Origin of the sequence: Streptomyces monomycini (assembly GCF_022271435.1) — a bacterium.
GTDB lineage: Bacteria > Actinomycetota > Actinomycetes > Streptomycetales > Streptomycetaceae > Streptomyces > Streptomyces monomycini.
Window position 1 is genome coordinate 12,970 of record NZ_JAFIQY010000064.1, and the last position, 22,317, is coordinate 35,286.

15 protein-coding genes and 1 pseudogene are annotated in these 22,317 nt (G+C 71.1%); 9 read left to right on the forward strand and 7 right to left on the reverse strand.

Annotated elements, in window-relative coordinates; genetic code table 11:
- Positions 1-827: 827 nt before the first annotated feature.
- From JXZ78_RS38355 to JXZ78_RS38365, 3 genes and pseudogenes are all read left to right on the forward strand, one after another.
- A pseudogene (locus JXZ78_RS38355) lies at positions 828-1,223 on the forward strand (ComF family protein); the annotation flags it as partial.
- Positions 1,224-1,543: 320 nt separating this feature from the next.
- Complete coding sequence (gene hpf / locus JXZ78_RS38360) at positions 1,544-2,236, forward strand: ribosome hibernation-promoting factor, HPF/YfiA family (protein WP_030017898.1); 693 nt, start codon at positions 1,544-1,546, stop codon at positions 2,234-2,236.
- A 236-nt stretch (positions 2,237-2,472) separates the two neighbouring features.
- Positions 2,473-3,228: a response regulator gene (locus JXZ78_RS38365; RefSeq protein WP_030017897.1), complete on the forward strand. Its 756-nt coding sequence runs from the start codon at positions 2,473-2,475 to the stop codon at positions 3,226-3,228.
- 147 nt (positions 3,229-3,375) lie between these two features.
- On the opposite strand, the gene JXZ78_RS38370 is transcribed toward JXZ78_RS38365, so the two are convergent.
- Entirely contained in the window at positions 3,376-4,581 is a 1,206-nt protein-coding gene (locus JXZ78_RS38370) for a winged helix-turn-helix domain-containing protein (RefSeq protein ID WP_030017896.1), read from the reverse strand.
- A gap of 72 nt (positions 4,582-4,653) precedes the next feature.
- A complete protein-coding gene (locus JXZ78_RS38375; protein ID WP_030017895.1) occupies positions 4,654-5,235 on the reverse strand; it encodes a GNAT family N-acetyltransferase in 582 nt (193 codons plus the stop codon).
- A gap of 417 nt (positions 5,236-5,652) precedes the next feature.
- Between JXZ78_RS38375 and secA the strand changes: the two genes are divergently transcribed.
- Positions 5,653-8,487 (forward strand): preprotein translocase subunit SecA, encoded by a 2,835-nt coding sequence (secA, locus tag JXZ78_RS38380; RefSeq protein ID WP_030017894.1) that lies wholly within the window; start codon positions 5,653-5,655, stop codon positions 8,485-8,487.
- 115 nt (positions 8,488-8,602) lie between these two features.
- Here the strand turns inward: secA and JXZ78_RS38385 are convergent, their stop codons facing one another.
- Positions 8,603-9,124, reverse strand: a complete 522-nt coding sequence (locus JXZ78_RS38385; protein WP_030017893.1) for an Rv3235 family protein — start codon at positions 9,122-9,124, stop codon at positions 8,603-8,605.
- Between the two features lie 309 nt (positions 9,125-9,433).
- Here JXZ78_RS38385 and JXZ78_RS38390 point away from each other — a divergent pair, with 309 nt between their 5' ends.
- Together JXZ78_RS38390 and JXZ78_RS38395 are read left to right on the forward strand one after the other, a co-directional pair.
- Positions 9,434-9,946: a DUF6912 family protein gene (locus tag JXZ78_RS38390; protein WP_030017892.1), complete on the forward strand. Its 513-nt coding sequence runs from the start codon at positions 9,434-9,436 to the stop codon at positions 9,944-9,946.
- Positions 9,947-10,058: 112 nt separating this feature from the next.
- Positions 10,059-10,769: an HAD family hydrolase gene (locus tag JXZ78_RS38395; protein WP_030017891.1), complete on the forward strand. Its 711-nt coding sequence runs from the start codon at positions 10,059-10,061 to the stop codon at positions 10,767-10,769.
- A gap of 91 nt (positions 10,770-10,860) precedes the next feature.
- On the opposite strand, the gene JXZ78_RS38400 is transcribed toward JXZ78_RS38395, so the two are convergent.
- Complete coding sequence (locus JXZ78_RS38400; RefSeq protein WP_030017890.1) at positions 10,861-11,427, reverse strand: DJ-1/PfpI family protein; 567 nt, start codon at positions 11,425-11,427, stop codon at positions 10,861-10,863.
- Positions 11,428-11,970: 543 nt separating this feature from the next.
- Between JXZ78_RS38400 and JXZ78_RS38405 the strand changes: the two genes are divergently transcribed.
- The gene (locus JXZ78_RS38405; protein WP_030017889.1) at positions 11,971-16,947 is read left to right on the forward strand and encodes an NAD-glutamate dehydrogenase; all 4,977 of its coding nucleotides are present in this window, start codon (positions 11,971-11,973) and stop codon (positions 16,945-16,947) included.
- A 127-nt stretch (positions 16,948-17,074) separates the two neighbouring features.
- Here the strand turns inward: JXZ78_RS38405 and JXZ78_RS38410 are convergent, their stop codons facing one another.
- Complete coding sequence (locus JXZ78_RS38410; protein ID WP_030017888.1) at positions 17,075-17,890, reverse strand: ABC transporter ATP-binding protein; 816 nt, start codon at positions 17,888-17,890, stop codon at positions 17,075-17,077.
- Positions 17,883-18,818: an ABC transporter permease gene (locus JXZ78_RS38415; RefSeq protein WP_030017887.1), complete on the reverse strand. Its 936-nt coding sequence runs from the start codon at positions 18,816-18,818 to the stop codon at positions 17,883-17,885. Before JXZ78_RS38415 ends, JXZ78_RS38410 begins: the two co-directional genes overlap by 8 nt.
- Before the next feature lie 319 nt (positions 18,819-19,137).
- Between JXZ78_RS38415 and JXZ78_RS38420 the strand changes: the two genes are divergently transcribed.
- Positions 19,138-19,770, forward strand: coding sequence for a TetR/AcrR family transcriptional regulator (locus tag JXZ78_RS38420; protein ID WP_050502061.1), 633 nt, complete (start codon positions 19,138-19,140; stop codon positions 19,768-19,770).
- Positions 19,771-19,903: 133 nt separating this feature from the next.
- Here the strand turns inward: JXZ78_RS38420 and JXZ78_RS38425 are convergent, their stop codons facing one another.
- Positions 19,904-20,263: a hypothetical protein gene (locus JXZ78_RS38425; protein WP_238783671.1), complete on the reverse strand. Its 360-nt coding sequence runs from the start codon at positions 20,261-20,263 to the stop codon at positions 19,904-19,906.
- A gap of 192 nt (positions 20,264-20,455) precedes the next feature.
- Between JXZ78_RS38425 and JXZ78_RS38430 the strand changes: the two genes are divergently transcribed.
- A partial coding sequence (locus JXZ78_RS38430; protein ID WP_238783672.1) for a PIG-L family deacetylase occupies positions 20,456-22,317 on the forward strand: 1,862 nt, incomplete at its 3' end.

Consider the following 22,317-nt stretch of genomic DNA (forward strand, 5'->3'; position numbering starts at 1 on the left):
GGGTTATCCACAGGGGGTGGTGCCCCAGCCTCACCTCGCGGGACAGTAGACCCATGCGGGGCGTATGGCGGGAAATCACCGGTCTGGTACTACCGGTGGACTGTGCCGGTTGCGGCCTCCCTCGTACGGAACTGTGCGAGGAGTGCCACAGGGCGCTGGTCCGGGGGGCGAGGGGGAGTGGGGGCGGGGGCGGGGGAGGCCCCCGGGGGGCCCGGAGGGTGCGTCCGCGTCCTGTACCGCCCGGTCTGCCACCGACGTGTGCTGCTGCGCCGTACGCCGATGAGGTGCGGGCGGTGCTGCTCGCGCACAAGGAGCGGGGTGCGTTGCGGCTGGCCGGTCCGTTGGGGCAGGCGCTTGCGGGGGCCGTGCGGGGGCTGTGGGCGTGGGGCGGGCCGTTGAGTTCTTACGGGGGTGAGCTTGGGCCTGGTGGTGGCTCCGGGGGCAGTGGAGGGTTTTGGTCCGGTGGTGAGCGTGGGGCTAGGGGCGGTATGGGGGCTGGGGATAGCTCTGGGGCCAGTGGTGTGTGTGGTGTCAGTGGTGCCCCTGGGGCTGGTGGTGGGTGCCTGTGTCCCGTCACCCATCCCGCGTCGCACACCGCGCCGACGGCCACCGTCCACCACCCTCGCCTCATCAACAGCACTCACTACGCCCATGCCCACACCGGCCCCGCTCATCCCCACTCCGCTCCCATCCACCCCGCCACCACCCACCCTGTTCTCCCCTGCCCCGCCACCGCCCGCCCTGTTCTCCCCCACTCCGCTCCCACGCACCCCGCTCATCCCCAGTCCGCTCCCTCCCACCCCTCCCACCCCTCCCACCCCACCACCCCCCTCCTCCTCATCCCCGTGCCCTCGGCCCGGCGGGCGGTGGCTGGGCGGGGGCATGATCCGGTGCGGCGGATCGCGTTGGCGGCGGCTCGGGACCTTCGGCGGGAGGGGGTGCCCGTTCGGGTCCTCTCCGCGCTGCGGCAGCGGCGTACGGTTGTTGATCAGGCGGGCCTCAGTGCCCGCCGGCGCCTGGCCAACGTCTCCGGAGCCCTGACAGTCGTCCCCGGAGCCGTACGGCTGCTGGCGGCGGCCCCGGTGGTACTGGTGGACGATCTGATCACCACCGGGGCTTCGCTGGCGGAGGCGGCGCGGGCTGTGCGGGCGGCCGGGGGGAGGGTGGTGGGAGCGGGTGTGGTGGCGGCGCCGCGGAGTGCTTTCGAAATCAACTGGAACTGACCGCGAAAATTCATCGTTGCAGGTAACAAGGGCGAAAAAGCACCCAAACGGAGCTAGTGCCAGCCAGGGGGTGCCGTCACCCGTCCGAGAGAGCTATGTTCGGTTGTGAGGACTTGGCTGACGCTTTGCCTCGGATGCCGGGATAGGTGCGTTTATGGGTCTTTGCAGGGATCCTGAAATGGACGGGAGTGGGGACCCTGCCGACGGGGGAGGAGGAGGTGAAAGTCGCCAAGTCCGAGGCTTCGGCACTCACCGGAGCCTGGTGCAAGAAGGAATCGCCCCGCGCGTAGCAGCGGGGTGATCCGGGAACGGAGTTCTGCGTGGACATCGTCGTCAAGGGCCGCAAGACCGAGGTGCCCGAGCGGTTCCGCAAGCACGTGGCCGAGAAGCTGAAGCTGGACAAGGTCCAGAAGCTCGACGGCAAGGTGATCAGCCTGGACGTCGAGGTGTCCAAGGAGCCCAACCCCCGGCAGGCCGACCGTTCCGACCGAGTGGAGATCACCCTCCGCTCCCGAGGCCCGGTGGTACGGGCCGAGGCGGCCGCCGCCGACCCCTACGCCGCGCTCGACCTGGCCACGGCCAAGCTGGAAGCGCGGCTGCGCAAGCAGCACGACAAGCGCCACTCGCGGCGCGGCAACGGGCGCATCCCGGCGAGCGATGTCGCGGTCAGCGTTCCGGACGCGGCGAAGCTCGACGAGGCCGGCCACCTGACCGTGGACGGCGCGCCGCAGGAGCAGGTGCCGACGACGAAGATGGGTTCGCTGGAGGTCCAGGGCGAAGGCCCGCTGATCGTCCGCGAGAAGACCCACTCCGCGGCACCGATGACGCTCAACCAGGCGCTCTACGAGATGGAGTTGGTCGGACACGACTTCTACCTCTTCGTCGACGCCGAGACCAAGCAGCCGAGTGTCGTCTACCGGCGGCACGCCTACGACTACGGCGTCATCCATCTGAACCCTGACTCGTTCGGGGGAGAGGAGCCCGGTGGCGCCGGCGGGGCGCTCGGCGGCTGACGGCTGCTGAAGTGGTGCCCCCGGCGTACGCCCGGGGGCACCATTGCGCCTGCGGGGGGCAGGAGTTGAGGCCGTATAGTGTTTGTGCCAGTCAGTGAGCCTGTGAGCACGGGATGACGACATGCGCGGGAGACGGTTGTATGGCGTTGTTCGGGCTGGCCGCAACGGGCTGTAGTCAACCAGCCTTACATCCAAACTCTGGCCTTCACCGGCCGAGTAGTTGACGGGGAGGAACGATGGGGGACAGCTTCGGGCCCGTGCACGGCGGAGCGGACGACGGCGGGGGCGGCGTCGGTGACGGGTCCGGCACGGACGCGGGCGTGTCGCGCAAGGAGCCGATCAGGGTCCTGGTCGTCGACGACCACGCGCTCTTCCGCCGGGGCTTGGAGATCGTGCTCGCCCACGAGGAGGACATCGAGGTCGTCGGTGAGGCCGGGGACGGCGCCGAGGCGGTGGACAAGGCCGCCGACCTGCTGCCCGACATCGTGCTGATGGACGTACGGATGCCCCGGCGCGGCGGCATCGAGGCGTGCACCTCCATCAAGGAGGTGGCCCCCAGTGCGAAGATCATCATGCTGACGATCAGCGACGAGGAGGCGGACCTCTACGACGCGATCAAGGCCGGGGCCACCGGCTACCTCCTCAAGGAGATCTCCACGGACGAGGTGGCGACGGCGATCCGCGCGGTGGCGGACGGCCAGTCCCAGATCAGCCCGTCCATGGCGTCCAAGCTGCTGACCGAGTTCAAGTCGATGATCCAGCGCACCGACGAGCGCCGCCTGGTGCCGGCGCCCCGGCTCACCGACCGTGAGCTGGAGGTCCTCAAGCTGGTCGCGACCGGTATGAACAACCGTGACATCGCCAAGGAACTGTTCATCTCCGAGAACACCGTCAAGAACCACGTCCGCAACATCCTGGAGAAGCTGCAGCTGCACTCCCGGATGGAGGCGGTCGTGTACGCGATGCGGGAGAAGATCCTGGAGATCCGCTGAGGGTTCGTGACGGGCCGCTCAGCGGGTCGGTGAGCGGCCCCGAGACGGGCCCGCGGCCTGCCTTCCGCCGCAGCCCGCCACTCCCAGCCCGCCACGGCTCCGCAGCCCGCGCCCCGCCACGGCTCCACGGCCCGCGCCCCGCTCCCGCTACGCCCCCGCTGCCACCCCCACCTCCGCGACCAGCGCCGCCCGCAGTGCGGCGTCGTCGCAGCGTTCGATGCGGACGGAGTCGCAGCCGACCCACCGCGCGGCCTCGGTCAGCGCCTGGGCCATCGGCCGTACGGCCTTGGCGTCGCGCATCGACACCTGGCGGGCGACGAGCGTGCTGCCCTCGCGGGCCGGGTCCACCCGCCCGGCGAGCCGGCCGCCGGCCAGCAGCGGCATCGCGAAATAGCCGTGTATCCGCTTGGGGCGCGGGACGTAAGCCTCCAGGCGGTGGGTGAAGTCGAAGATCCGGGCCGTGCGCGGGCGGTCCCAGACGAGGGAGTCGAAGGGCGAGAGCAGGGTCGTACGATGCCGGCCGCGCGGTGCTTCGGCGAGGGCGGCGGGGTCCGCCCAGGCCGGCTTGCCCCAGCCCGCCACCTCGACCGGGACCAGCCCCGACGCCTCGATCACGGCGTCCACCTGCTCGTTCTTGAGGCGGTGGTAGTCGGCGAGGTCCGCGCGGGTGGCCACGCCCATCGCGGCGCCGGCCTGGGCGACCAGGCGGCGCATGCACTCCGTGTCGTCCAGGTCGTCGTGCAGCAGGTCGTCGGGGATGGCGCGCTCGGCGAGGTCGTACACCCGCTTCCAGGCGCGGCGCTCCGTGCACACCACCTCGCCGGTGTCCAGCAGCCACTCCACCGCGATCTTCGTCTCGGACCAGTCCCACCACTCACCGCCCTTGCGGCCGCCGCCCAGGTCGGAGGTGGTCAGCGGGCCGTCGGCCTTCAGCCGGTCCAGTACGGCGGCGCAGGAGCCCTCGCGGTCCTCCATCCGGTGCCAGCGGTGTCCCTTCGCGCGCATCGCGCGGCGCCGGAAGGCGAAGTGCGGCCACTCCTCCACGGGCAGGATGCAGGCGGCGTGCGACCAGTACTCGAAGCTGTGCCCGCCCGACCAGTAGGCGGACTCGACGGCGGGGCGGCCGACGGCACCGAGCCGGGCGTACGGGATCAGCTCGTGGGAGCGGGCCAGCACCGAGATGGTGTCGAGCTGCACCGCGCCCAGGCGCCGCAGGACGCCCCGGACGCCCGCGCGGCGGTCCGGCGCGCCGAGGAAGCCCTGGGCCCGCAGCGCCATGCGCCGGGCGTCGTCGGCGGACAGGGTGGTCACGGGCTTCGGCTTCACGGGCCTCGCGGACTTCGCAGCTGTCATGCGTCACAGAGTAGGAGTGACCACTGACAACGCCGGTGACGGTGTCCGGCGGGCCGGCTCCGTCCGAACTCGTCAGCCCGGGAACGGGAGATGGGGCGTCTCGGAGGGCAGCCCCAGGTCGCCGGGGAGCAGCGAGCCGATCCAGGCGTCCCGCCGGGCGCCCTGGTGCGAGATCTTGGCGCGCAGGGTGCCCTCCATCCGGAAGCCGGCCTTGAGCGCCACGCCGCGTGACGCGTCGTTGCCGACCTCCGCGAGCCACTCCAGGCGCTCGATGCCGAGTTCCGTCAGGGCCCAGCGCGCGACCTCGCGTACGGCCTCGGCGGTCCAGCCTCTGCCGCGCTGTTCCTTCGTCGTCCAGTAGCCGATCTCGGCCTGCCGCTCGATGGACCGCGGCACCATGCCGAACAGGCTCACGGCCCCGGTCAGCGTGCCGTCCGCCTTGGTGGTCACGGCGAAGCGGTACTGGGCGTCCGTGTGCCACTCCTCCTGGCTGCGGGCTATGTAGTCGTGTGCCTGTGCCATGTCGAACCGGGACGGTACGGGTGTCCAGCGCGGTATGGCCGGATCCTGGCAGGCGGTGTGGACCGCCTGGGCGTCGGCGGGGGCGAAGGGACGGAGGAGGAGACGCTCGGTGGTCAGCGTGACGGGTTCCATGGAGGGAGTGTGCGGAGGCGGGAGGGGCGGGGCGAGTGGTTTTTCCGGAACGTTCCCGGTCCGTCCTCCCCCCCCGTACGGCGACCCGCCCTCCAGCAGCCCCCGGTCCGTCCCCGGCCCGCCCTCCAGCCCTCCCACCGGTCCGTCCCCGCCCCGCCCTCCCGCCCGGCTCACCCGCTCCTCGCCCCTCTCCCGGCACTTTCTCCTGGCCTCGCGCGTTCTCGTAGGGAAGGGTGTGCACCGGGGAGCGGTGTGCTTCGCGGCGGTGGACCTCCCGGCCGGATGGGGTCCTCCTTTACGATGGCCGTTGCGGCGGGGCCTGCCCCTTGGAAAAATGCCGCGCCCGCGCACCCTCCCCCTGCCTGCGGCGGGGGGTACCCCCAGCGCCAGGCCCGACCGGCAAGGAGACCAGCCCAAGTGTCCGTCTTCAACAAGCTCATGCGTGCAGGCGAAGGAAAGATCCTGCGCAAACTGCACCGCATCGCGGGCCAGGTCAACTCCATCGAGGAGGACTTCGCGGCCCTCTCCGACGCCGAGCTGCGGGCGCTCACCGACGAGTACAAGCAGCGGTTCGCGGACGGCGAAACCCTGGACGACCTGCTGCCCGAGGCGTTCGCGACGGTCCGTGAGGCCGCCAAGCGGGTGCTCGGCCAGCGCCCCTACGACGTCCAGCTGATGGGCGGCGCGGCCCTCCACATGGGGTACGTCGCCGAGATGAAGACCGGTGAGGGCAAGACCCTGGTGGGCACCCTCCCCGCGTATCTGAACGCGCTGTCCGGCGAGGGCGTCCACCTGATCACGGTCAACGACTACCTGGCCGAGCGCGACTCCGAGATGATGGGCCGGGTCCACAAGTTCCTCGGGCTCTCGGTCGGTTGCATTCTGGCCAACATGACGCCCGCCGAACGGCGCGAACAGTACAACCGGGACATCACGTACGGAACGAACAATGAGTTCGGTTTCGACTATCTGCGCGACAACATGGCCTGGTCGAAGGACGAGCTGGTCCAGCGCGGCCACAACTTCGCCATCGTCGACGAGGTCGACTCGATCCTGGTCGACGAGGCCCGTACGCCGCTGATCATCTCGGGCCCGGCGGACTCGGCCACCAAGTGGTACGGCGACTTCGCGAAGTTGGTCAAGCGCCTGAAGAAGGGCGAGCCCGCCAACCCGCAGCGCGGCATCGAGGAGACCGGCGACTACGACATCGACGAGAAGAAGCGCACGGTCGGCATCCACGAGTCGGGCGTCAGCAAGGTCGAGGACTGGCTCGGCATCGACAACCTCTACGAGTCGGTCAACACGCCGCTGGTCGGGTACCTGAACAACGCGATCAAGGCCAAGGAGCTGTTCAAGCTCGACAAGGACTACGTCGTCATCGACGGCGAGGTCATGATCGTCGACGAGCACACCGGCCGTATCCTCGCCGGCCGCCGCTACAACGAGGGCATGCACCAGGCCATCGAGGCGAAGGAAGGGGTGGAGATCAAGGACGAGAACCAGACGCTCGCCACCATCACGCTGCAGAACTTCTTCCGCCTCTACAGCAAGCTCTCCGGCATGACCGGTACGGCCATGACCGAGGCCGCCGAGTTCCACCAGATCTACAAGCTGGGCGTCGTACCGATCCCGACGAACCGCCCGATGGTCCGCAAGGACCAGGCCGACCTGATCTACCGCACCGAGGTCGCCAAGTTCGCGGCGGTCGTCGAGGACATCGTCGAGAAGCACGAGAAGGGCCAGCCGATCCTGGTCGGCACGACCTCCGTGGAGAAGTCCGAGTACCTCTCCCAGCAGCTGAACAAGCGCGGTGTGCGCCACGAGGTCCTCAACGCCAAGCAGCACGACCGGGAGGCGTCGATCGTCGCCCAGGCCGGCCGCAAGGGCTCCGTCACGGTCGCCACGAACATGGCCGGCCGCGGTACGGACATCAAGCTGGGCGGCAACCCGGACGACCTCGCCGAGGCCGAGCTGCGCAGCCAGGGCCTCGACCCGGTCGAGCACGTCGAGGAGTGGGCGGCCGCGCTGCCCGCCGCCCTGGAGAAGGCCGAGGCCGCGGTCGAGGCGGAGTTCGAAGAGGTCAAGAGCCTCGGCGGGCTGTACGTCCTGGGCACCGAGCGGCACGAGTCGCGCCGGATCGACAACCAGCTGCGCGGCCGCTCCGGCCGGCAGGGCGACCCGGGCGAGTCGCGGTTCTACCTCTCCCTCGGTGACGACCTGATGCGCCTGTTCAAGGCCCAGATGGTCGAGCGGGTCATGGCGATGGCCAACGTCCCCGACGACGTGCCGATCGAGAACAAGATGGTGACGCGCGCCATCGCGTCCGCGCAGTCGCAGGTCGAGCAGCAGAACTTCGAGACCCGTAAGAACGTCCTGAAGTACGACGAGGTCCTCAACCGCCAGCGCGAGGTCATCTACGGCGAGCGCCGCCGCGTCCTGGAGGGCGAGGACCTCCAGGATCAGGTCAAGCACTTCATGGACGACACCATCGACGCCTACATCCAGGCGGAGACGGTCGAGGGCTTCGCGGAGGAGTGGGACCTGGACCGCCTGTGGGGCGCGTTCAAGCAGCTCTACCCGGTCAAGGTGACGGTCGCGGAGCTGGAGGAGGAGGCCGGCGACCGCGCCGGCATCACCTCCGACTTCATCGCGGAGGCCGTCAAGGAGGACATCCACCAGCAGTACGCGGCCCGTGAGGAGCAGCTCGGCTCCGACATCATGCGTGAGCTGGAGCGCCGTGTGGTGCTGTCCGTCCTGGACCGCAAGTGGCGCGAGCACCTCTACGAGATGGACTACCTCCAGGAGGGCATCGGCCTTCGCGCGATGGCCCAGAAGGACCCGCTGGTCGAGTACCAGCGCGAGGGCTTCGACATGTTCACCGCCATGATGGAGGGCATCAAGGAGGAGTCCGTCGGCTACCTGTTCAACCTGGAGGTCCAGGTCGAGCAGCAGGTCGAGGAGGTCCCGGTGGCCGACGCCGAGGAGAAGACCTCGCTGGCCAAGGACGACCAGGACGCCGTGCCCGCCGGGGCCGGCGCCGGGCGGCCGGAGATCCACGCGAAGGGCCTGGAGGCGCCGCAGCGGCCGGACCGGCTGCACTTCTCCGCGCCGACCGTGGACGGCGAGGGCGGTGTCGTCGAGGGTGACTTCACCAGCGAGGACGCGGCCCCGGCCCGTTCGGAGTCGGACGGCCTGACGCGCGCGGAGCGCCGCAAGGCCCAGAAGAGCGGCGGGCGCCGCCGCAAGAAGTGACGTACGGCGAGACGTGACACCCGCCGCCCAGCGGCGGGTGCGAGGCCGGGGCACCGCAGCGCGCAGCTGCGGTGCCCCGGCTCTTTCCGTACGCGTGGGACCACGCGCCGTCCGGTCACCACACCCGGTCGGACGGGCCGATGTCGACGGCGGCGCAGCGCCACCGGGCATCGCTGCCCAGCTCCAGGCGGAAGGCGAGGGCGCGCAGCCGCTCGCCGGAGGCGATCCGGGCGAACGCCTCGATGACGCCCGGGCGCGGCCGGCACAGGCCGCAGTGGAGCACCGACGGGGCGGGTGCGTAGCGGTTCGCCGGGGTGCCTGTGGGCCTCAGGGGTGTCTGCGGGGCGAGTTCCACGAGGCGGTCGTACGCGGCGGGCAGCGCGTGCCCCAGGAGGGCGTGCACGGGGCGCCGGCCACTCAGGGTCAGGAGCAGTTGCTCGGCGAACCAGTTGTGCGGCTGAGGGCGGGCCGGGCGGCGCCGGACGTCCTGGGCGGGAGCCGTACGGGGCCCGCCCGGGCGCCGGGTGTCACGGCGGCCGGGCGGGCCGGTGCGGGGGCGGCCCGGTCCTGCGGCGGGCGAGGCCCCGGGGGAACGTGTGCGGGCGGGTGGGAGGGCGTCGGTGTGGGTGGTGAGCATGAGGGCCCCCGTTCGGCCGGTCCGGTGGATACCCGGCAGTAGCTTCGGTGGGGTTCTTCTACCGGCGGGGAAACGGCGGCTGCAAGGGCCGCCGGCCGGGCCGGGCGGGCGGCCGGAGATTCACCCATCAGGGGGAGAGCAGGGGGATGTGCGGGCGCGAGGCGGCGCCTGGCCCGCCGATGGCCGTGCCGGGACGGCGGAGCGGGAGCACGAAGGGGGACTCCGGCCCGTATCTCATGCCGTACCCCGCGCCCGTATGCTGGCCGGACAGATTTTCCAGACCCAGCGATGTGAGCGGAAGCGGCAGCCATGCGCGTGTATGTCCCCCTGACCCTGCCCGGACTCGCGGCGGCGCACGAGGCCGGGGAGTTGGGCCCCGGCCCGCTGGACGCCTACGCCGTCACGCCCGCGCTGCGCGAGTGGTACGTCTCCGACGACATCGAGGAACTGGAGTACGCGGCGCTCAACCGGGCCGCGCAGGGCTCGCTGCGCCGGCTCGCGGCCGACCCGGACGCCCCGCGGCGCCGGGTCGTGGTGGCCGTGGACGTACCGGACGGCGCGGCCGTCGCCGACCCCGACCGGGGCCTGGACCAGGCGGCGCTGGGCGAGGTCCGCATCGCCGGGCCGGTGCCGATGGCCAAGGCCGCGGCGGTGCACGTGGACTCCGACGACGCGGTCCAGGACGTCGCGGCGGCCGCCGGCGCGCTGGGCGCCGCCGACCTCGGCGACGAGGACGCGCGGTTCACGGTGGACGGCGCCGAGGACCACGAGCTGATGTGGTTCGGCGTGCAGGAGATCCCGAACCTGATCGCCGGGCGCTGAGCGCCGGGCGCCGGGCGGGGCTGAGCGCCTGACGGCCCGCGCCGCGCCCGCGTGCGCCCGTTCCGCTGCCGTCCGTGACTGCGCTGTCAGTGGTCATGGGTACCGTCTTGGCATGGGGACGCACGCGACGCACATCGTCTGGGACTGGAACGGCACGCTCTTTCACGACACCGAAGCGGTGATGGGCGCGACCAACGCCGCCTTCGCCGAGCTGGGGCTGCCTCCGATAACCCTGGAGCGCTACCGCGAGCTGTACTGCGTCCCGATCCCGCGGTTCTACGAGCGGCTGCTGGGGCGGCTGCCGACGGACGCGGAGTGGCTGGTCATGGACGAGGCGTTCCACCGGCACTACGCCGTCCACCGGCCCGCGTGCGGCCTCGCGGAGGGCGCCGAGCGGCTGCTGGAGAGCTGGCAGCTGGCGGGCCGCAGCCAGTCGATCCTCAGCCTGTACGGGCATGACGAGCTGACGCCGCTGGTGCGCGGCTTCGGCATCGAGGCGCGTTTCGTGCGGGTGGACGGCCGTACGGGGCCTTCCGGCGGGAGCAAGAGCGAGCACATGGTGCGCCACCTCGCGGCCCTGGCCGCCGGGCCTGCCGGGGACGGCGCGGCGGGGCGCGGTGGCGCGACGGGACGAATAGACCCGGGCCGTACGGTCGTGATCGGTGACGCGCTCGACGACGCGGTGGCCGCGCGGCACGCGGGCGCCCACGCCGTGCTCTACACCGGCGGCTCGCACAGCCGTGCCAGCCTGGCGGCCGCGGGTGTGCCGGTGGTGGACACCCTGGCGGAGGCCGTGGAGCTCGCGGAGGAGATCGCCGCGTGACGGAGGCCGTGGGGCTCGCGGAGGAGGTCGCCGCGTGACGGAGGCGGCGGCCCCGGACCGGTAGCCCCGGCCGGACGCCGTCCGCCGGAGCTCAGCTCACCGGTGCCTTGGCCCGCAGCACCGCGATGAACTCGCGCATCCATCCGGAGTGGTCCGGCCAGGCGCGGGAGGAGACCAGGGTGCCGTCGACGACGACCTCGGCGTCCCGGAAAGCGGCGCCGGCGGCCTGCATGTCCATTTCGAGGGCGGGGTAGGCGGTGACCCGGCGCCCGTTGAGGCCGCCGATCGCGGCGGTCAGCAGCGGGCCGTGGCAGATCTGGGCGACGGGCTTGTCCGCGTCGAAGAAGGACTTCACGAGTTTGCGCAGCTCGGGGTCGTTGCGCAGATATTCGGGCGCCCGCCCGCCGGGCACCACGAGCGCGGCGTACTGCCCGGGGTCCACCTCGGAGAAGGCCAGGTCGGCGGGCCAGGTGTAGCCGGGTTTCTCGGTGTAGGTGTCGAAGCCCGGTTCGAAGTCGTGCACGACCAGGCGCAGGGTCTTGCGGGCGGGGGCGGCGACGTGCACGTCGTAGCCCTCCTCGCGCAGCCGCTGGTAGGGGTAGAGGACCTCCAGGGACTCCGCCGCGTCGCCGGTCACGATCAGGATCTTGGCGGTCATGCCGTCCACCTCCGCTCGGGTCGCGCACCGCGCGCGGACGTGCCGTTCGTCACATCCGCGCGCCCGGAATCCGTTCCTCGGTGTCCCGCTCAACGTCCTCCGGATCGCCGTCCTTGCCAAGCCCCCGCGGGATACCGTGGGATTCCAGGGGTGCGGCGCGCGGTCCCGTCGCTGTCCGGATCGTCAAATTTCGGCTAGTGGTTTTGTACACAGCTGGACCATGACGGCACCCCGGCCGGGAGCGATAGCCTTGCATCGTGATCAGCGCGATAACCCGCGGGGGCATCGAGGCCCTCGCCGTGCGCCCGGTACAGCACGACGACCGGGCGGCCGCTGATCGTTGCGACCGGGACCGAACGCCGACCCCGACCGGGTCGGCGCCGAGCGGTCCGGTCGGCGCTCATCGCGGCACAGCGTCGTCTCCGTCCGGACACTTCCCCGCGTTGCGGCGGGGGAACCCTCACCGGCCGGCCCGGCGTCGTGCAGCTTCCACGGAGTTCATCCACGACGTCACGCAACGGCGCGCGACAGGAGCCAGAGGACATGCAGACCAAGCTGGACGAAGCCAAGACCGAGCTGCTCGCGCGGGCGGCCCGGGTCGCTGAAAGCAGCCCGGCCGGGGGACAGGCACCGGTGCAGGGTCTCGACCCGGACACCCTCCTGGGATACCTCCAGCGCTACTACCTGCACACCGCGCCGGAGGACCTGACCGGCCGCGACCCGGTCGACGTCTTCGGCGCCGCGCTCTCCCACTACCGGCTGGCCGAGACCCGGCCGCAGGGCACCGCGAACGTCCGGGTGCACACCCCGACGGTCGAGGAGAACGGCTGGACGTGCAGCCACTCCGTCGTCGAGGTCGTCACCGACGACATGCCCTTCCTGGTCGACTCGGTCACCAACGAGCTGTCGCGTCAGGGCCGCGGCATCCATGTGGTGATCCACCCGCAGGTGATCGTCCGCCGCGACGTGACCGGCAAGCTGATCGAGGTCCTCGACAACACGTGCGACGCGCACGGCCGGACCGGCAAGGACAAGGCGGGCAACGGCAAGGGCCGGGACCTGCCGCACGACGCGCTGATCGAGTCGTGGATCCACGTCGAGATCGACCGGGAGACCGACCGCGCCGACCTCAAGCAGATCACCGCCGATCTGCTGCGGGTGCTGTCGGACGTGCGGGAGGCCGTCGAGGACTGGGAGAAGATGCGCGACGCCGCGCTGCGCATCGCCGACGAGCTGCCCACCGAGCCGACCGCCGACGACCTGCGCGACCAGGAGGTCGACGAGGCCCGCGAGCTGCTGCGCTGGCTGGCTGCCGACCACTTCACCTTCCTCGGCTTCCGCGAGTACGAGCTGACCTCGGTGCCCGGCGAGTCCGGCGTCGAGGAGGACGTGCTGACCGCCGTGGCCGGCACCGGCCTCGGCATCCTGCGCTCCGACCCGGCGCACAGCGACGGCGACGACGGCCACCCCGTCTCCCCGTCGTTCAACCGGCTCCCCAAGGACGCGCGCGCGAAGGCCCGCGAGCACCGGCTGCTGATCCTGACCAAGGCCAACAGCCGCTCCACCGTGCACCGCCCCTCGTACCTCGACTATGTGGGCGTCAAGAAGTTCGACGCCCAGGGCAACGTCGTCGGCGAGCGCCGCTTCCTCGGCCTGTTCTCCTCGGCCGCGTACACCGAGTCCGTACGCCGGGTGCCGGTCATCCGCCGCAAGGTCGCCGAGGTGCTGGACGCCGCGGGCTTCACCGCCAACAGCCACGACGGCCGCGACCTGCTCCAGATCCTGGAGACCTACCCGCGCGACGAGCTGTTCCAGACGCGCGTGGACCAGCTCCAGTCCATCGTCACCAGTGTGCTGTACCTCCAGGAACGCCGCCGGCTGCGGCTGTACCTGCGCCAGGACGAGTACGGGCGCTACTTCTCGGCGCTGGTCTACCTGCCGCGCGACCGCTACACCACCGGCGTACGGCTGCGGCTGATCGACATCCTCAAGGAGGAACTGGGCGGCACCAGTGTCGACTTCACCGCCTGGAACACCGAGTCGATCCTGTCCCGGCTGCACTTCGTCGTCCGGGTCGAGCCCGGCGCGGCCCTGCCGGACCTGACCGACGCCGACGCCGAGCGCATCGAGGCGCGGCTGGTCGAGGCCGCCCGCTCCTGGGCCGACGGGTTCGCCGAGGCGCTGACCGCCGAGGTGGGCGAGGAGCGCGCCGCCGAGCTGCTGCGCCGCTACAACCACGCCTTCCCCGAGGGGTACAAGGCCGACAATCCGCCGCGCAGCGCGGTCGCCGACCTCCAGCACCTGGAGCAGCTGACGGCGGAGGGCGGCAAGGACTTCGAGGTCAGCCTGTACGAGCCGGTCGGCGCGGGCCCCGACGAGCGCCGCTTCAAGATCTACCGCACGGGTGAGCCGGTCTCCCTGTCCAAGGTCCTGCCGGTGCTGAACCGTCTCGGCGTCGAGGTCGTCGACGAGCGGCCGCACGAGCTGCGCTGCACCGACCACACCACCGCCTGGATCTACGACTTCGGGCTGCGCATCCCCGAACGGATGAACGGCGACGACGCGCGCGAGCGGTTCCAGGACGCCTTCACGGCGGTGTGGACCGGCCGCGCGGAGAGCGACAACTTCAACAAGCTGGTCCTGCGGGCCGGTCTGAACTGGCGCCAGGCGATGGTGCTGCGGGCGTACGCCAAGTACCTGCGGCAGGCCGGTTCGACGTTCAGCCAGACGTACATGGAGGACACCCTCTCCAACAACGTCCACACCACCCGGCTGCTGGTCAGCCTCTTCGAGGCGCGGATGTCGCCGGAGCGGCAGCGGGCCGGCACCGAGCTGACCGACGGGCTGCTGGAGGAGCTGGACGGCGCGCTGGACCAGGTCGCGAGCCTGGACGAGGACCGCATCCTGCGGTCGTTCCTGACCGTCATCAAGGCGACGCTGCGCACCAACCATTACCAGAAGAGCAGCGACGGGCAGTCGCACTCCTACCTGTCGATGAAGCTCGACCCGCAGGCCATCCCGGACCTGCCGGCGCCGCGCCCGGCGTACGAGATCTGGGTGTACTCGCCGCGCGTCGAGGGTGTCCACCTGCGCTTCGGCAAGGTGGCGCGCGGTGGTCTGCGCTGGTCGGACCGGCGCGAGGACTTCCGTACGGAGGTGCTCGGCCTGGTCAAGGCGCAGATGGTCAAGAACACCGTCATCGTGCCGGTCGGCGCCAAGGGCGGCTTCGTCGGCAAGCGGCTGCCGGACCCGTCGGCGGACCGTGACGCGTGGCTGGCGGAGGGCATCGCCTGCTACAAGACGTTCATCTCGGGTCTGCTGGACATCACCGACAACCTGGTCGGCGGCGAGGTCGTGCACCCCGCGGACGTCGTACGGCACGACGAGGACGACACGTACCTCGTCGTCGCGGCCGACAAGGGCACCGCGACGTTCTCCGACATCGCCAACGAGGTCGCCGAGTCGTACGGCTTCTGGCTCGGTGACGCGTTCGCGTCCGGCGGCAGCGCCGGGTACGACCACAAGGGCATGGGCATCACCGCCCGCGGCGCCTGGGAGTCGGTCAAGCGGCACTTCCGCGAGCTGGGTGTCGACACCCAGAGCGAGGACTTCACCGTCGTCGGCGTCGGCGACATGTCCGGTGACGTGTTCGGCAACGGCATGCTGCTCAGCGAGCACATCCGGCTGGTCGCCGCCTTCGACCACCGGCACATCTTCCTCGACCCGACGCCGGACGCGGCCACCTCGTACGCCGAGCGCCGCCGGCTGTTCGAGCTGCCGCGCTCCTCGTGGGCGGACTACGACACCGAGCTGCTGTCGCAGGGCGGCGGCATCCACCCCCGTACCGCCAAGTCCATCCCGATCAACGCGCAGGTGCGGGCCGCCCTCGGCATCGAGGCGGGCGTCAAGAAGATGACGCCGGCCGATCTGATGCGGGCGATCCTCGGCGCGCCGGTGGACCTGCTGTGGAACGGCGGCATCGGTACGTACGTGAAGGCGGCGGCCGAGTCGAACGCGGACGTGGGCGACAAGTCCAACGACGCGATCCGCGTCAACGGCGAGGACCTGCGGGTCAAGGTCGTCGGCGAGGGCGGCAACCTGGGGCTGACCCAGCTCGGCCGGATCGAGTTCGCCCAGAACGGCGGCAAGATCAATACCGATGCGATCGACAACAGTGCCGGTGTGGACACCTCCGACCACGAGGTGAACATCAAGATTCTGCTCAACTCGGTCGTCGCCGACGGTGACATGACGGTCAAGCAGCGCAACAAGCTGCTGGCCGAGATGACCGACGAGGTCGGCGCGCTGGTGCTGCGCAACAACTACGCGCAGAACACCGCGCTCTCGCTGGCGCAGGCGCAGTCCGCGAGCATGCTCCCCGCCCAGCAGCGCTTCATCCGCCGTCTGGAGCGCGACGGGCACCTGGACCGCGGGCTGGAGTTCATGCCCAGCGACCGGCAGATCAAGGAGCGGCTGAACGCCGGACGCGGGCTGACCCAGCCCGAGACCGCCGTGCTCCTCGCCTACACGAAGATCACGGTCGCCGACGCGCTGATCCAGACCGGGCTGCCGGACGACCCGTACCTCCAGCACCTGCTGCACGCGTACTTCCCCAGCGCGCTGCGGGAGAGGTTCGCCGAGCAGATCGACGCGCACGCGCTGCGCCGCGAGATCGTCACGACCGTGATGGTCAACGACACCGTCAACTCCGGCGGTACGAGCTTCCTGCACCGGATGCGGGAGGAGACCGGCGCGGCCCTCGAAGAGGTCGTACGGGCGCACACCGCGGCCCGCGCGATCTTCGGGCTCGGCTCGGTCTGGGACGCCGTCGAGGCCCTCGACAACACCGTCACCGCCGACGTGCAGACCCGTATCCGTCTGCACTCGCGGCGTCTGGTGGAGCGCGGCACCCGCTGGCTCCTCAACAACCGTCCGCAGCCGCTGGAACTCTCCGAGACCATCGACTTCTTCGCGGACCGGGTCGCCGGGGTCTGGGCCGAGCTGCCCAAGCTGCTGTGCGGCAGCGACCTGGAATGGCACCAGCGCATCCTGGACGAGCTGGCCGAGGCCGGAGTCCCGGCGGAGCTGGCCGCCCGGGTGGCCGGATTCTCCTCCGTCTTCCCCGCGCTGGACATCGTGGCCATCGCGGACCGCACCGGCAAGGAGCCGCTGGACGTCGCCGAGGTCTACTACGACCTGGGCGACCGGCTGCGGATCAACCAGCTCCTGGACCGCATCCTGGAACTGCCGCGCAACGACCGGTGGCAGTCGATGGCCCGCGCCTCCATCCGCGAGGACCTGTTCGCCGCGCACGCGGCGCTGACCGGCGACGTGCTGTCGGTGGGCAGTGACTCCGCGACGCCGGAGGAGCGGTTCAAGGCGTGGGAGGAGAAGAACGCGGCGATCCTCGGACGCGCGCGGACCACGCTGGAGGAGATCCACGGGTCGGAGGGCTTCGACCTGGCGAACCTCTCGGTCGCGATGCGGACGATGCGGACGCTGCTGCGTACGCACAGCTGACGCGCACCACGTCGTGACGGCGGCGCGGTCCGGTACTGCCGGGCCGCGCCGCCGTCGTTCCGGGCGCCTTGACCGCCGTTCGCCTGCCGTCCTGCCGGCCGCCCTGCCTGCCGTCCTGACCGGTGCCCTATCCGGCGCTCCGCTCGTACGCCGCCACGACCTCCTCCGTGGGGCCGTCCATCACCAGTTCGCCCTTCTCCAGCCACAGCACCCGGTCGCAGGTGTCGCGGATGGCCTTGTTGTTGTGGCTGACCAGGAAGACCGTGCCCGCCTCTTCGCGGAGTTCGCGGATACGGGCCTCGGAGCGCTTCTGGAAGGCGCGATCGCCGGTGGCCAGCGCTTCGTCGATCATCAGGACGTCGTGGCTCTTGGCGGCGGCGATGGAGAAGCGCAGCCGGGCCGCCATGCCGGAGGAGTACGTACGCATCGGCAGCGAGACGAAGTCGCCCTTCTCGTTGATGCCGGAGAAGTCGACGATGCCCGGGTAGCGGTCGCGGATCTCCGCGCGGGACATGCCCATGGCGAGCCCGCCGAGGACGACGTTGCGCTCGCCGGTCAGGTCGTTCATCAGGGCCGCGTTCACCCCCAGGAGTGACGGCTGACCGTGGGTGTAGACGCGGCCGGCGGCGGGCGGCAGAAGCCCCGCGACGGCCCGCAGCAGCGTGGACTTCCCCGAGCCGTTGGATCCGATCAGACCGATCGCCTCACCCTTGTGGGCGACGAAGGTGACGCCCTTGACGGCGTGCACCTCCCGGACGGCGGCACTCGGCCGGCGGCGGACGATCCGGTTCAGGGCGGCCGTCGCGCTGCCCTTGCCCGCGCTGCCGCCGTGCACCTTGTAGACGATGTGGACGTGGTCGCAGATGACGGTGGGGGTGCGGTCGTCGGAGGGAGCGGGCGCGCCGGTGGGCGCGGGGGTGCCTTCGATGGTGGTGTCAGCCACGGCCGTACTCCTCCTCCGCCTTCCAGAAGAAGACGTATCCGGCGACACCGGCCAGCAGGGCCCAGCCGAGGGCCAGCGGCCACACGTGCGGCGGCAGGTCCTGGGCGCGCACCGTGTCGATCAGGGCGTACCGCATCAGGTCGATGTAGATCAGGGCGGGATTGCAGTTCAGGACCACCGAGACCAGGTGGGGCGCGCTGCTGGTGAACGTGGAGAGGTTGTAGAAGACGCCGGAGACGTACATCCAGGTGCGCAGCACGAACGGCATCAGCTGCGCGGTGTCCGTGGTCTTCGCGCCGATACGGGCCATGACCAGAGCGAGGCCGGTGTTGAAGACCGACTGGAGCAGCAGGGCCGGGACCATCAGCAGCCAGTGCCACGTCACCGGTACGCCGCAGATCAGCACGATGGCCGCCAGCACACCCATGGAACAGATGAGCTGCTGGAGCTGGATGAGGGTGTGGGCGACGGGCAGCGCGGCGCGCGGGAAGTGCAGCGCGCGGACCAGGCCGATGCTGCCGGAGACGGCGCGGGTGCCGGCCAGGACCGTGGACTGGGTGAAGGTGAAGACGAAGATCCCGGTGCACAGGAACGGGATGAAGTTCGGGATGCCGTGGCTGGTGTGCAGCAGCATCCCGAAGATCAAGTAGTAGACGCCCGCGTTGAGCAGCGGGGTCATCACCTGCCAGAGCTGGCCCAGCCGGGCCGTGGTGTACGTGGCGGCCAGCCGGGCGGTGGCGAAGGACGCGATGAAGTGACGGCGGGCCCACAGACGTCGGGTGTACTCCCGCAGCGGCGGGCGGGCGCCGCTGACGGTCAGGCCGTACTGCTCCGCCAGTGCTTGCAGGCCGGGGTCGGGCGGGACGGCGGCCGGGGACACGGGCGGCGCTTCGGGGGCGCGGGCCGGCCGGGCGAGGGTCTGGGGCATGGGGCGGTCGCCTCCGGGCGTGAGGGCGGCGCTCCGGTACGTCGGATCGAATCGACGTTAGAACGCTCCCGTATCGTCGTGACGGTGCCGAGCGTACGACCGGCTCACGTCGAAACGCAACCGTTCCGTCGTGACGCCATCGTTTCGTCGATACGGGGCCGTCCCGTCGTGGCGGGCCGTTCCATCGCTACGGGGCCGTTCCATCGCGACGAGGCTGTTTCGTCGAGACGTGGCCGACCCGTCGAGACGTGGGCGTCCCGTCAGAACGCGACCGTCCCGTCGCGACGTAACCGTTCCGTCGCGACGCTACGATCGGGGCATGGCACAGGACGGCACGGAATTGACCAGGACACCGGGCGTACCGGGCGGGCGGCGGGCACCGGCCGGGGCCGCCGTACTGCGCGAGGAGAAGACCGAGGCGATCCGCGCCGCGGTCTTCGCGGAACTGGCGGCGGTGGGGTTCGCGCGGATGTCCATCGAGGGCATCGCCCGGCGGGCCGGCGTCGGCAAGACCGCCGTCTACCGGCGGTGGCGCTCCAAGCTGCACCTCGTGCTGGACGTGGTCTCGGCGGTGGCCGCCGAGGGCCTGCCGACGCCGGACACCGGGTCGCTGCGCGGCGACGTACGGATGCTGCTGGAAGTCGCGGCCCGCGCGCTGCGGCACCCGATGGCCTCGCAGATCATCCCGGACCTGCTGGCCGAGGCCGCCCGCAGCCCCGAGATCGCCGAGGCGCTGCGCACCGCGCTGCTCGACAGTCAGCAGGGCGTGGCGACGGCGATGGTGGCCCGCGCGGTCGAACGCGGCGAGCTGCGCCCGGAAGCCGACGCGCGGCTGGCCCTCGACCTGATGACCGGCCCGCTCTACTGGCGCCTGATGGTCGTGCGCGACGAACTTCCGAAGACCTACCTGGACGAACTGGCCCTCGCGGTGGCGTCGGCCCTGGAGGCGTGAGGCGGTACTCCGGACCGGCCCCCGGCCCCCGGCCCCGGTCCCGGCCTCCGGCCCCGGTCCTTGCCCCGGCCCTCCCCCGTTCCCGTCTTCACGGCTCCGCAATGGGGCCTTCTACGGACCCCAACCCGCTAGGTCAGGCTGAGTCGCCGAGAGCTTGCCTTGCTTCAGTCCACAACCGCTCGAACTCCTCGGCAGAGATCTCGGCTGCCTCGGGCTGGTCCCGCCAGCCCTCCACGGGGCCTTCCGCCAGGACGCCGTACTGCCGTTCATAGCGGCCCATCGCCGCGAGGTCGGCATGATCACGCAAGTGCAGCACCTCTTCCAAAGAGGCCGCCGTCACTGCCCGCGAGTCCCTGCCCCGGACCTCAACCTGTCGCGCCGCCCAGCCCTCATCATCGGCCTCGAAATACAGCCACAGATCTTCGTCCTCATAGTAGGTGCGGAACCAGGTCGTCATGCCGCCATCCTGATCCACCACCTTGACCAAAGGCATAGGGGCGCCCCCCATGACGGTCCCGACCGCCCCGACCGCCCCGACCGCCCCGACCACCACGGACTAATCAGGCGAGCGGTGTGCGCCGCGCGGCCGAATACTGGACAGGTGCAGTGCGCGAGGTGGCTCATTCCGGTGTGGGCCGGGTGGTGACGAGTGGGGCGTTGCCGGGCGCTGTGGAGGTCGTGACCTGTGCCGACGCACCCGTCCCGGTGGCCCCGACGGCGGCTGCTCCAGGCTGCCGGGGGCGGCGCGGCCGCGCTGGCGGCCGGAGCCGGGGTGTGGGCCTGGTCGGGGCCGGGGATGCCGCTGTCGCAGGTGGCCGACCCGGCGCGGGAGCGGGAGGCCGCCGCGCACGGCGCGGAGCAGGCGTTCCTGCACGTCATCGCGCATGCCGACGATTCGCTGTACTTCATGAATCCGGCGCTGGAGCAGTCGGTGCGCAGTGGCGCCCGGTCGGTGACGGTGTGCCTGACCGGCGGTGAGTCGGACGGCCGCAACACCGCCGAGCACGGGCGCGGGGACCGGATGCCCCCGCGCGACCGCCCGGCGTTCGCGCGCGCCCGCACCAACGGACTGCGGGCCGCGCACGCCGTGATGGCCACCGGCGACCCGCTCAGCCCGTGGGATGTGGAGGCCATTTCCCTGCTGCCCGGCTTGCAGGTGGAGATGCAGACGCTGCGTGCCGCGCCGCAGAACCAGTTGGTCTTCATGGAACTGGTGGAGGCTCGGTCCGTCTCCTTGCCGCGCGCACAGAGCCTGCGCGGCCTGTGGCTCGGTGTTGTCGACGTGCTGCCCACGCTGCGGTCGCAGGGCACTCCCGTGCAGCGCGCGTTCCAGTACACCCGTGAGGACGTTGTCGCGTCACTGACGGCACTGCTGGAACGGGTGCGGCCCACTGTGGTGCGCACCCTCGACCCGAACGCGGTCCACGTCCCGCACCATCCCCCGCCCACCGGCGACCCGAAACTGCGCGGCTTCCTGTACTACGACCACCAGGACCACATCAGCTCGGCCTGTTTCACGCAGGCGGCGCTGGCGGCCTACTGGGGCCGTGAGCACACCCGACCCACCGTCGTGGAGAACTACATCGGGTACGAGGCGGGCGTGCTGCCCAACAATGTCGATCTGTCGACTGCTCGGCGTAAGGGTGAGTTGTTGTCGGTGTACGGCTGGGCGGACGGTCGTGACTGCGGGGACCGGGCGGGGTGTGGTGACCGTAAGGTCGGCGGGTCGGCGTTCGAGGGGTGGTCGCGTAACTGGACGCGTAGTACCCGGTTGCGGGCTCCTGGGTCGAACAGCTGGTTGCGGCCGTTGAAGGACGGGCGGCTGGCGGCGTTCGCGGTGCTGGACGGTGCTGCGGTGTGCTGGGCCGAGACCGCGCCGGGCAACGGCAGCTTCAGTGGTCCGCACCGGCTCGGCGGCGGCTTCCTCCAGGGGCAGGTCCATGTGGTGAGCCATCCGGGTGGGGCGTTGCAGTTGTTCGCCTCCCGGACGGTGCTGCCGGCCCGTAACCATGCGCACCGCCGGGAGCTGGTGACCGCGTTGCAGAGCGGCACCGCGCGTAACGGGGTGCCGGTCTTCGGGGCGTGGGAGTCACTGGGCACCCCGGATGCCGCGCCGGCGAAGTCCCTGGAGACGGGCTTCCCGGTGGCGGCAGTCGGCCAGGACGGCGTGGTGCATGTTTTCGCCCGTGACTGGCGTGGCGGTGTTGCGTACCGCAGTGGTGTGCAGGGTGGGGACTGGACGTTGTGGCGGCAGTTGGAGGCGCCGACGGCGTCGCGGGGTGCGGGGGGCCGGGTGCCGGCTGTGGTGGACGGGCTGGATGCGTGTGTGGATTCCGAGGGCCTGGTGCATGTGGTGGCGCCGGGAGCCGATGGGGCGGTGCACCACTGGGCGTCGGGGAAGGCGGGGCAGATACCGGAGCCCACGGGGGAGACGGGTCTGCCCGAGCCGGGCGGTCCGTTGAGTGTGGTGGCGCTGGGGGAGGGGGAGGTGCGTGTGGCGTACCGGCAGAGTGTCACGGCCCAGGTGGTGCTGGCTGAGCGGCGGGC